The organism is Acidovorax sp. KPB24-07, assembly GCF_057543315.1.
The window spans coordinates 1-11371 of sequence record NZ_BAAJYS010000113.1 but is presented as its reverse complement, the minus strand read 5'-3'; the positions used below and the strand labels follow the sequence as shown (position 1 = coordinate 11371).

The following is an 11371-nucleotide window of genomic DNA, read 5'->3' as shown; positions in this document are numbered from 1 at the left end:
CGGCCTCGCGCTCGGGCGCGCGGTCGCGCTGCGGCGTGGCCCACACGGCGCCGGGGAAATGGCTGTCCCAGGCAAAGCGCGCGATCACGTGCCAGTGCAGGTGCGGCACCATGTTGCCGAGCGCGGCCAGGTTGATCTTGTCCGGCTGCACATGGGCGCGCAGCGCGGTCTCCACCGCCGCCACGGCCTCCATGCAGTGCAGGCGGCCGCCCGCGTCCAGGTCGGTGAACTCCGCCGCGTGCGCGTTCCATACCACGCGGTAGAAGGCTGGAAAGCCGGCCTCCTGCGCGCGGATCACGCGCAGCTTCGGGCCGCGCCAGACCAGTGTGCCGCCGTCGCCGTCGCACAGCGGGCAATCGGGCACGGTGGCCGCGGCAGGCGCCGTGGCCACCATCAGACCAGCACCCGCTCGATGCCGCCCGCGTTGGCGCGCTGCACGTATTCGGGCATCCATTGGTCGCCGAGGATCTCGCGCGCCATCTCGACGACGATGTAGTCGGCCTCCAGCAGGCCGTTGTTCAGGTCGTCCTGGTAGCGGTTCAGGCCCTGCAGGCAGCTGGGGCAACTGGTGAGGATCTTCACGTTGTCCTGCGCGCCCGCGGCGCCGCTGGCCCGCAGCGCGGCCTCGCCCTTCCTGATTTCCTCTTCCTTGCGAAAACGCACCTGCGTGGAGATGTCGGGCCGCGTCACGCCCAGCGTGCCGGATTCGCCGCAGCAGCGCTCGCTCTTGAGCACCTGCGGCCCCACCAGCGCCTTCACGGTCTTGACCGAGTCCTGCAGCTTCATGGGGTTGTGGCAGGGCTCGTGGTACAGGTAGGCGCCCTTGCCCTGCAGGGTCACGCCCTTTTCCAGCAGGTATTCGTGGATGTCGATGATGCGGCTGCCCGGGAAGATCTTGCCGAAGTCGTAGCCCTGCAGCTGGTCGTAGCAGGTGCCGCAGCTCACCACCACGGTCTTGATGTCGAGGTAGTTGAGCGTGTTGGCCACGCGGTGAAAGAGCACCCGGTTGTCGGTGATCATCTTTTCGGCCTTCTCGAACTGGCCGCTGCCGCGCTGCGGGTAGCCGCAGCACAGGTAGCCCGGCGGCAGCACGGTCTGCACGCCCGCATGCCACAGCATGGCCTGCGTGGCCAGGCCCACCTGGCTGAACAGGCGCTCGGAGCCGCAGCCGGGAAAGTAGAACACCGCCTCCGTCTCGGCCGTGGTCGTGGCCGGGTTGCGGATGATGGGCACGTAGTCCTTGTTCTCGATGTCCAGCAGCGCGCGCGCCGTCTTCTTGGGCAGGCCGCCGGGCAGCTTCTTGTTGATGAAGTGGATCACCTGCTCCTTGACCGGCGCGGTGCCCACCGTGGCCGGCGGCCGCGCGGTCTGGCGGCGGCCCACCTTGCGCAGCAGGTCCACGGCGATGCGCTGGGCCTTGAAGCCCACGCCGACCATGGCGCTGCGCATCAGCTTGATGGTGTCGGGGTTGGTGGCGTTGAGCATGGTCATGGCCAGCGCGTTGCCCGGGCGGAAGGTCTTCTTGCCCATCTTGCGCAGCAGGTTGCGCATGTTCATGGTCACGTCGCCGAAGTCGATCTTGACCGGGCACGGCGTGTAGCACTTGTGGCACACGGTGCAGTGGTCGGCCACGTCCTCGAACTCCTGCCAGTGCTTGATCGACACGCCCCGGCGCGTCTGCTCCTCGTACAGGAAGGCCTCGACCAGCAGCGAGGTGGCGAGGATCTTGTTGCGCGGGCTGTACAGCAGGCTGGCGCGCGGCACGTGGGTGGCGCACACGGGCTTGCACTTGCCGCAGCGCAGGCAGTCCTTGACCGAATCGGCGATGGCGCCGATGTCGCTCTGCTGCATGATCAGCGACTCGTGCCCCATCAGGCCGAAGCTCGGCGTGTAGGCGTTGGTCAGGTCGGCGAACATCAGCGAGTTGCGGGCCGAACCGGGCTCCCGGGCAATATCCACTACGGCACCACGCTCCTGATTTCGTAGCAGCTTGCCTTTATTGAAGCGCCCTTCGGGGTCCACGCGCTGCTTGTAGTCGGCGAACGGCCGCAGCTCGTCGTCGGTCAAAAACTCCAGCTTGGTGATGCCGATGCCGTGCTCGCCCGAGATCACGCCGTCGAGTTGGCGGGCCAGCACCATGATGCGCGCCACGGCCTCGTGGGCCGTCTGCAGCATGCGGTAGTCGTCGCTGTTGACCGGGATGTTGGTGTGCACGTTGCCGTCGCCGGCATGCATGTGCAGCGCCACCCACACGCGGCCCTTGAGCACGCGCTGGTGGATGGCCTGGGCCTCGTCCATGATGGGCTGGAAGGCGGCGCCGGCGAAGATCTTGGCCAGCGGCTCGCGCAGCTGGGTCTTCCAGCTCGCGCGCAGCGTGTGGTCCTGCAGCTGGGCGAAGAGCGGCTCCACGTCGCGCAGCCATCCGGTCCAAAGGTCCCGCACCTCGCCCACCAGCGCCACGGCCTGGCCCACGCGGTCTTCCAGCAGCTCGGCCGACGGGATCTCGTGCGCGTCGTCCTGGCGGCCCAACGGCAGGTTGCCGCGCAGGAAGAAGTCTTCCAGCGCATCGCACAGCGCGATCTTGTTGCGCAGCGACAGCTCGATGTTGATGCGTTCGATGCCGTCGGTGTACTCGGCCATGCGCGGCAGCGGGATCACCACGTCTTCGTTGATCTTGAAGGCGTTGGTGTGGCGGCTGATGGCGGCCGTGCGCTTGCGGTCCAGCCAGAACTTCTTGCGCGCCTCGGGGCTGATGGCGACGAAGCCCTCGCCCGAGCGCGAATTGGCCAGCCGCACGACCTCGCTGGTCACGCGCGCCACGTCGTCGGCGTTGTCGCCCGCGATGTCGCCGAACAGCACCATCTTCGGCAGGCCGCCGCCATGCCGCTTGCTCTTGGTGGCGTAGCCCACGGCCTTCAGGTAGCGGTCGTCCAGGTGTTCCAGGCCTGCCAGCAGCACGCCGCTGCGCTGCTGCTCGGCGAACATGAAGTCCTTGATCTCCACGATGCTGGGCACCGCGTCCTTGGCGTTGCCGAAGAACTCCAGGCACACGGTGCGCGTGTGCTCGGGCATGCGGTGCACCACCCAGCGCGCGCTGGTGATGAGGCCGTCGCAGCCCTCTTTCTGGATGCCGGGCAGGCCCGACAGGAACTTGTCGGTCACGTCCTTGCCCAAGCCCTCCTTGCGGAAGGTCTTGCCGGGGATGTCCAGGCGCTCGGTGCGGATCGGCGTCCTGCCGTCAGCCTCGAAGTACTGCAGCTCGAAGCTGGCCACTTCGGCATCGTGGATCTTGCCCATGTTGTGGTTCACACGGGTCACCTCCAGCCACTGGGCGTCGGGCGTCACCATGCGCCAGCTGGCGAGGTTGTCGAGCGCCGTGCCCCACAGCACGGCCTTCTTGCCGCCGGCGTTCATGGCGATGTTGCCGCCGATGCAAGAGGCCTCGGCGCTGGTCGGGTCCACGGCGAACACGTAGCCCGCGCGCTCGGCCGCATCGGCCACGCGCTGGGTGACCACGCCGGCCTCGGTCCACACCGTGGCGACCTCGCGGTCCATGCCCGGGAGGCGGCGCATTTCCACCTCGGTCATGGCTTCGAGCTTCTCGGTGTTGATGACCACGCTGCGCCAGGTGAGCGGAATGGCGCCGCCGGTGTAGCCGGTGCCGCCGCCGCGCGGGATGATGGTCATCTCCAAGTCGATGCAGGCCTTGACCAGCGCGGCCATCTCGGCCTCGGTGTCGGGGGTGAGCACCACGAACGGGTATTCGACGCGCCAGTCGGTCGCGTCGGTCACGTGGGACACGCGCGAGAGGCCGTCGAACTTGATGTTGTCCTTGGCCGTGTGGCGGCCCAGGCGCTTTTGCACCTGGCGGCGCAACTGCGCCGCCTCGATGAAGGTGGCGTCGAACTCGGCGATGGCGCGGCGGGCGGCGTCCACCAATTGGCCCACGAGCTGGTCGCGGCCGGAGTCGTCGGCCGGCGTGCGGCGCTTGCCGATCTCGGCCAGGCGGTGCTCCAGCGCCTCGACCAGCAGCTTGCGCCGGTCGGGGTTGTCCAGCAGGTCGTCCTGCAAATAGGGGTTGCGCTGCACCACCCAGATGTCGCCCAGCACTTCATAGAGCATGCGGGCCGAGCGGCCGGTGCGGCGCTCGCGGCGCAGCTGGTCGAGCACGTCCCAGGACGGAGACCCGAGCAGGCGGATGACGATTTCCCGGTCGGAAAACGAGGTGTAGTTGTAGGGAATCTCTCGCAGGCGGGCGGGCTCGGCGGCCTGCGCCTGCAGGGCAGCCAGCGCTATGGGAACGTTCATGGGGTCAACCTGGGTCGGGCGCGTGGGGCGCCCCTGTGCCTCGGGGCCGCGATTTTATGCCAGCCTCCGGGCGGTCCCGGGGGCCGGGACGGCCCCGCCAGCCGCTGCGGCAACGACCGCACCCCGGATGCTACTATTTTTATAGCATCATGCCGGCGTTTTCATTGTGCTGGAGGCCGTTTTGGCACCAAATCCCAAGGCAGGCCGGCGGAGCCCCTGGCGGCCGGCCCGGCCGGTCAGAACAGCACGCGGCTGCGGATCGTGCCCGGCACCTTGGCCAGCTCGTCCTGCGCCAGGTCGGACGACTGGGCGTCGATGTCGATCACCACGTAGCCCACCTTCTCGTTGGTCTGCAGGTACTGGGCGGCGATGTTGATCCGGTTGTCCGAGAAGATCTGGTTGATCTGCGACAGCACGCCCGGCACGTTCTGGTGGATGTGCAGCAGCCGGTGCTTGCCCGGGTGCGCGGGCAGCGCCACCTCGGGGAAGTTGACCGACGAGATCGAGGTGCCGTTGTCGCTGTACTTGACCAGCTTCTCGGCCACTTCGAGCCCGATGTTGGCCTGCGCCTCCATGGTCGATCCGCCGATGTGCGGGGTGAGGATCACGTTGTCCAGCCCGCGCAGCGGCGACAGGAACTCGTCCTTGTTGGTGCGCGGCTCGACCGGGAACACGTCGATGGCGGCACCCAGCAGCTTCTTGGCGCGGAGCGCCTCGGCCAGCGGCTCGATTTCCACCACCGTGCCGCGCGCGGCATTGATGAGGATGCCGCCCGGCTTCATCGCCGCGATCTCGGCCGCGCCGATCATCCACTGCGTGGACGCCAGCTCGGGCACGTGCAGGCTCACGATGTCGGCCTGCCCCAGCAGCGCGTGCAGCGAGGGCGCCTGGCGCGCATTGCCCAGGGGCAGCTTGTTGACCACGTCGTGGAAGATCACGTGCATGCCCAGGCCCTCGGCCAGCACCGACAGCTGCGTGCCGATGGAGCCGTAGCCCACGATGCCCAGCGTCTTGCCGCGGATCTCGTAGGCGTTGTCGGCCGACTTCAGCCAGCCGCCGCGGTGCGCCACCGCGTTCTTCTCGGGAATGCCGCGCAACAGCAGGATGGCCTCGGCCAGCACCAGTTCGGCCACCGAGCGGGTATTGGAGTACGGCGCGTTGAACACGGCGATGCCGCGCTCGCGCGCGGCGTTCAGGTCCACCTGGTTGGTGCCGATGCAAAAGCACCCCACGGCCACGAGCTTGTGCGCCTGGGCGAAGACCTCGGCCGTCAGCTGGGTGCGCGAGCGGATGCCCACGAAGTGCGCATCGGCGATCTTGCGCTTGAGCTCGTCGTCGGGCAGCGCGCCGGAGATCGCCTCGATCTGCGTGTAGCCCGCACCGCGCAGCACGTCGAGCGCGGACGGGTGGATGCCCTCGAGCAACAGGAACTTGATCTTGCTTTTGTCCAGAGAGGTTTTGGCCATGGAAAGGTCCGGAGGATCGGAAAAGGAAAAGGCGCGGGATTCGGCCCCGCGATCAGCCCCGAAATGGGGACGCGAGATCATTGTGCACCGCACAAAACCCTGCTGGCATCCTTGCAATTCGCTGAAATGGTGCGCGGCACCAGTCGCCAAGGCGACTCCGGCCACCGCCGATCTGTCACGGAATTGTCACGAAATCGCCAGCGCTGGCGCCCGTTTGGCGGCCATGGCGGGGCCCTGCGCCGCGACGGGTTTCCCCGCTTGATCGCTGCGTGGGCCTATGCGACAACGACATATTCGTGTCACGAAATGCGTCCTACCATCGGCGCTTCGTGCATTTCGTATCGATTCGAGGAGTTTTCATGCAATTCAAGCACCTGGCGGCCGCTGCCGCCATCGCCGCTTCGCTCTGCGCCACGGCGCAGGCACAGACCGAGATCCAATGGTGGCATTCGATGACCGCGGTCAACGGCGAGTGGGTGAACGACTTGGCCAAGCAGTTCAACGAGAGCCAGAAGGAATACAAGATCGTGCCGACCTACAAGGGCACGTATGACGAGTCCATGACGGCCTCCATCGCCGCCTTCCGCGCCGGCAACGCACCGCACATCCTGCAGGTGTTCGAAGTCGGCACGGCCACCATGATGGCCAGCAAGGGCGCCATCGTGCCCGTGGGCAAGGTGATGCAGGACGCGGGCGCCAAGTTCGACCCGGCCGCCTACATCCCCGCCGTGGCCGGCTACTACACGGCCCCCAACGGCCAGATGCTGAGCTTCCCGTTCAACAGCTCCACCACCATCTTCTACTTCAACAAGGACGCCTTCAAGGCGGCCGGCCTGCCCACCGACAAGGCACCCGCCACCTGGCCCGAAGTGGTCAACGCGGCGGCCAAGCTCAAGGCCTCGGGCCACAAGTGCCCGTTCACCACGGCCTGGCAGAACTGGACGCAGGTCGAGAGCTTCTCGGCCTGGCACAACGTGGAGTTCGCCAGCAAGTCCAACGGCCTGCAGGGCCTGGACGCGCGCCTGAAGGTCGATTCGCCCCTGCACGTGCGCCACATCGAGAACCTGGCCAACATGGCCAAGCAGGGCCTGTTCGTCTACAAGGGCCGCGGCAACGTGCCCGAGGCCAGCTTCGTGTCCGGCGAGTGCGCCATGATCAACACGTCGTCGGGCTTCTACGGCAACGTGGCCAAGAACGCCAAGTTCGCCTACGGCCTGGCTCCCCTGCCCTACTACCCCGATGTACCCGGCGCACCGCAGAACACCGTGATCGGCGGCGCGAGCCTGTGGGTCATGGCCGGCAAGAAGCCTGCCGAATACAAGGGCGTGGCGCAGTTCTTCCAGTTCATCTCCACGCCTGAAGTGCAGTCCGCCAGCCACAAGCGCACCGGCTACCTGCCCGTCACCAAGGCCGCGTATGAGCTGACCGAGAAGTCGGGCTTTTACCAGCAGAACCCCGGCACCGACGTGGCCGTGACGCAGATGATCCGCAAGGTGACCGACAAGAGCCGCGGCATCCGCCTGGGCAACTACGTGCAGATCCGCGCGATCGAGGACGAAGAGCTCGAACAGGTGTGGTCCGGCAAGAAGACCGCCAAGGAAGCGCTGGACACGATCGTCAAGCGTGGAAACGAGCAACTGGAACGCTTCCAGAAGGCGAACAAGTCGTAATACGGCTTAAACTGACCGTTTCGCCAACCGTAAAAAGCAGATGGGTCATCCATCTGCTTTTTGCTTTGGGAAGCGCCGATTTCTCCCAACCTTCCGCCCCATGGAAAAACGCGTCCGTTTCAAATCTGCCTGGCTGCCCTGGCTGCTCATCGCGCCGCAGATGGCCATCATCCTGGTCTTCTTCTTCTGGCCCGCCAGCCAGGCGCTGGTGCAGTCGATGCAGCTGCAGGACGCCTTCGGAACCTCCACCGAATGGGTGGGCCTGGCCAACTTCCGCCAGCTCTTCAACGACGGCAGCTACGTGGAGTCGTTCAAGACCACGGCCATGTTCTCCGTGCTGGTGGCGGGCATCGGCATCAGCCTGTCGCTGATGCTGGCGATCTTCGCCGACCGCGTGGTCAAGGCGGCCATGTTCTACAAGACCATGCTGATCCTGCCCTACGCCGTCGCGCCCGCCGTGGCCGCGGTGCTGTGGGTGTTCATGTTCTCGCCGTCGCTCGGCGTGGTGGCCTACGGCCTGGAGAAGGTCGGCATCCACTGGAACCACCTGCTCGACTCGGGCCAGGCCATGACGCTGATCGTGATGGCCTCGGTGTGGAAGCAGATCTCCTACAACTTCCTGTTCTTCCTGGCCGGTCTGCAGTCGATCCCCAAGTCGCTCATCGAAGCCGCGGCCATCGACGGCGCGCGCCCGTGGCGCCGCTTCTGGACCATCCAGTTCCCGCTGCTGTCGCCCACCACGTTCTTCCTGCTGGTGATCAACGTGGTCTATGCCTTCTTCGACACCTTCGCCATCGTCGATGCGGCCACGCAGGGCGGCCCGGGCAAGGACACGGCCATCCTGGTCTACAAGGTCTATTACGACGGCTTCAAGGCCATGGACCTGGGCGGCTCGGCCGCGCAATCGGTGGTGCTGATGCTGATCGTCGTCGCGCTCACCGTGGTGCAGTTCCGCTATGTCGAAAAGAAAGTGAACTACTGATGCAACGCCCGATGCAATGCATTTCCTCGATGGAGGCCGCCCATGGTTGAGCGCCGCCTGACCGCCGGCATCCTGGCCCATGTGATCATGGTGCTGGGCGTGCTGATCGTCGCCTTTCCGCTGTACCTGGCGTTCGTCGCCTCCACGCACACCGCGCAGGAGATCGTGCAGGCCCCCATGCCGCTGCTGCCCGGCGGCCACTTCTGGGAGACCTACAAGGCCGCCCTGTTCGGCCGCGATGCGGGCGCGGGCTCCACGGCCCCGGTGGCCCGCATGATGTGGGTCAGCCTGGTGTCGGCCCTGGTCATCACCTTCGGCAAGATCGCCATCTCGCTGCTGTCGGCCTTCGCCATCGTGTACTTCCGCTTTCCCTTCAAGGGCCTGTGCTTCTGGCTGATATTCATCACGCTGATGCTGCCCGTGGAAGTGCGCATCGGCCCAACGTACCAGGTGGTGTCCGACCTCGGCATGCTCAACAGCTACGCGGGCCTGACCGTGCCGCTGATCGCCTCGGCCACGGCCACGTTCCTGTTCCGCCAGTTCTTCCTGACCGTGCCCGACGAGCTGGTCGAGGCCGCGCGCATGGACGGCGCGGGCCCGATGCGGTTCTTCAAGGACATCCTGATCCCGCTGTCCAAGACCTCGATCGCCGCCCTGTTCGTGATCCAGTTCATCTACGGCTGGAACCAGTACCTGTGGCCGCTGCTGGCCACCACGAGCGAAGACATGTACCCGGTGGTGATCGGCATCAAGCGCATGATCGCCGGCGGAGACGGCCAGAACGAATGGAACATCGTCATGGCGACGGCCATCCTGGCCATGCTGCCGCCGGCCGTGGTGGTGATGCTCATGCAGAAGTGGTTCGTCAAGGGCCTCGTGGACACCGAGAAATAACGGTCAACGACCACCGATCGATCTGACAAGAATCCCAAAGATATGGCATCCCTCTCGCTTCGCAACGTCATCAAGCGCTACGGCGCCGGCCCCAAGGCCAACCCGGTCATCCACGGCGTCAGCGCCGAAATCCAGGATGGCGAATTCATCGTGATCGTCGGCCCGTCGGGCTGCGGCAAATCCACCCTGCTGCGCATGGTCGCGGGCCTGGAAGAGATCAGCGGCGGCGAGATCGCCATCGGCCCCCGCGTGGTGAACAACCTCGAGCCCGCCGAGCGGGACATCGCCATGGTGTTCCAGAACTACGCGCTCTACCCGCACATGACGAACTTCGACAACATGGCCTACGGCCTGAAGATCGCCAAGGTGCCCAAGGACGAGATCAAGCGGCGCGTGGACAAGGCCGCCAAGATCCTGGAGCTGGGCCACCTGCTGGAGCGCAAGCCGCGCGAGCTGTCCGGCGGCCAGCGCCAGCGCGTGGCCATGGGGCGCGCCATCGTGCGCCAGCCGCAGGTGTTCCTGTTCGACGAGCCGCTGTCCAACCTGGATGCCAAGCTGCGCGCGCAGACCCGCCTGGAGATCCAGAAGCTGCACCGCGAACTGGGCATCACCAGCCTGTTCGTCACCCACGACCAGGTCGAGGCCATGACGCTCGCGCAGCGCATGATCGTCATGAACGGCGGCGTGATGGAGCAGTTCGGCACGCCCGAGGAGGTCTACCACTCGCCGGCTTCGACCTTCGTGGCCAGCTTCATCGGCTCGCCGCCCATGAACCTGCTCAAGAACGCGGAAGGCGGCAAGCAGGGCGCGATCCTCGGCATCCGCCCCGAGCACCTGGACATCGGCGCCACCGGCTGGGCCGTGCAGGTCGAGACCGTCGAGCTGCTGGGCGCCGAACGCCTGGTGTACGCCCGCATGAACGGCGAATCCCTCATCGTGCGCGTGGAAGAAGGCACGCACTCGCCCCAGCCCGGCGACACCATCCACGTCGCGCCGCGCCCGTCGCGCCTGCACTGGTTCGACGCCGCCACCGGCAAGCGGATGTGAGCGACCCCGTGAGCCGCCCACCCGCGCCGGCCCGGCTCGTGCACGCGACCGTTCCCGTGCTGGCCTCGCTCGACCTGGACGAGAGCGCGGCCTTCTGCGCCGAACGGCTGGGGTTCATGCCCCGGCTGCGCACGGACGACTACCTCATCGCCGAGCGCGACGGCTGCGAGCTGCATTTCTGGCTCTGCACCGAGCGCCACATCGCCGAGAACACCTCCTGCTACGTGCGGGGCGACACCCGCGCGCTGCATGCCGACTTCGCCGCGCGCGGCCTGGCCGTCGATCCCCCGCGCGAGCAGCCCTGGGGCATGCGCGAGCTGTACGTGATCGACCCGCACGGCAACCTGCTCAAGTTCGGCGAAAGCCTATGAAGCCCCCCGCAGTCGCCACCGGCGCCTGCGGGCGCGGCCTGCTCCGCGGCCATCGGACGGCACGGGCCCGTGCCGGTTTCGAACGCCGCGACAGCATTCCCAACCCTCGTTCACTGACATGACCGCCCCTTCCACTGCTGCTGCCGTTGCGCCCGCCGTTTCCGCGTCCGACTGGCCCTATCCCCGCTGGATCGCCCACCGCGGCGCCGGCAAGCTCGCGCCCGAGAACACGCTGGCCGCCTTCCGCCTGGGCGCGCACCACGGCTACCGCATGTTCGAATGCGACGCCAAGCTCAGCAGCGACGGCGTGCCCTTTTTGCTGCACGACGCCACGCTGGAACGCACCACCTGCGGCCGGGGCACGGCGGGCGAACAGGCCTGGAGCGACCTGTCGCGCCTGGACGCCGGTGCCTGGCATTCGCGCGCCCACGCCGGCGAGCCGCTGCCCACGCTGGACGCGGTGGCGCGCTTTTGCCGGGCCAACGGCCACCTGCTGAACATCGAGATCAAGCCCACGCCCGGCACCGAGGAAGAAACCGGCCGCGTGGTCGCCGCGCACGCCGCGCGCCTGTGGCAGGGCGCCGCGGTGCCGCCGCTGCTCACCTCGTTCCAGGTGCGCGCGCTGTCCGGCGC

9 protein-coding genes are annotated in these 11371 nt (G+C 67.0%); 6 read left to right on the top strand and 3 right to left on the bottom strand.

The annotated features are described in order from the left end of the window. The 3 genes from AC27IQ_RS13235 to serA form a co-directional block, all read right to left on the bottom strand. The coding region (locus AC27IQ_RS13235) for an HIT family protein (protein ID WP_487089735.1) at positions 1-394 on the bottom strand (394 nt) is incomplete at its 3' end. After that, positions 394-4308, bottom strand: coding sequence for a DUF3683 domain-containing protein (locus AC27IQ_RS13230; protein ID WP_487089734.1), 3915 nt, complete (start codon positions 4306-4308; stop codon positions 394-396). The genes AC27IQ_RS13235 and AC27IQ_RS13230, both read right to left, overlap by 1 nt. A 236-nt stretch (positions 4309-4544) precedes the next feature. Further along, a complete protein-coding gene (gene serA, locus AC27IQ_RS13225) occupies positions 4545-5774 on the bottom strand; it encodes a phosphoglycerate dehydrogenase (RefSeq protein ID WP_487089733.1) in 1230 nt (409 codons plus the stop codon). Between the two features lie 359 nt (positions 5775-6133). On the opposite strand from serA, the gene ugpB reads away from it, so the two are divergent. From ugpB to AC27IQ_RS13195, 6 genes are all read left to right on the top strand, one after another. Then, positions 6134-7444 carry a sn-glycerol-3-phosphate ABC transporter substrate-binding protein UgpB gene (gene ugpB / locus AC27IQ_RS13220; protein ID WP_272565484.1) on the top strand — a complete coding sequence of 437 codons (1311 nt, stop codon included), beginning with the start codon at positions 6134-6136 and terminating at the stop codon, positions 7442-7444. A 100-nt stretch (positions 7445-7544) separates the two neighbouring features. Continuing rightward, positions 7545-8426 (top strand): sn-glycerol-3-phosphate ABC transporter permease UgpA, encoded by an 882-nt coding sequence (ugpA, locus tag AC27IQ_RS13215; RefSeq protein ID WP_284393763.1) that lies wholly within the window; start codon positions 7545-7547, stop codon positions 8424-8426. 42 nt (positions 8427-8468) lie between these two features. Continuing rightward, positions 8469-9320 (top strand): sn-glycerol-3-phosphate ABC transporter permease UgpE, encoded by an 852-nt coding sequence (gene ugpE / locus AC27IQ_RS13210; RefSeq protein ID WP_284393761.1) that lies wholly within the window; start codon positions 8469-8471, stop codon positions 9318-9320. Between the two features lie 42 nt (positions 9321-9362). Then, entirely contained in the window at positions 9363-10367 is a 1005-nt protein-coding gene (locus AC27IQ_RS13205) for a sn-glycerol-3-phosphate import ATP-binding protein UgpC (protein WP_284429246.1), read from the top strand. 8 nt (positions 10368-10375) lie between these two features. Then, complete coding sequence (locus AC27IQ_RS13200) at positions 10376-10738, top strand: bleomycin resistance protein (protein WP_487089732.1); 363 nt, start codon at positions 10376-10378, stop codon at positions 10736-10738. Positions 10739-10856: 118 nt separating this feature from the next. Continuing rightward, the coding region (locus AC27IQ_RS13195) for a glycerophosphodiester phosphodiesterase family protein (protein WP_487089731.1) at positions 10857-11371 on the top strand (515 nt) is incomplete at its 3' end.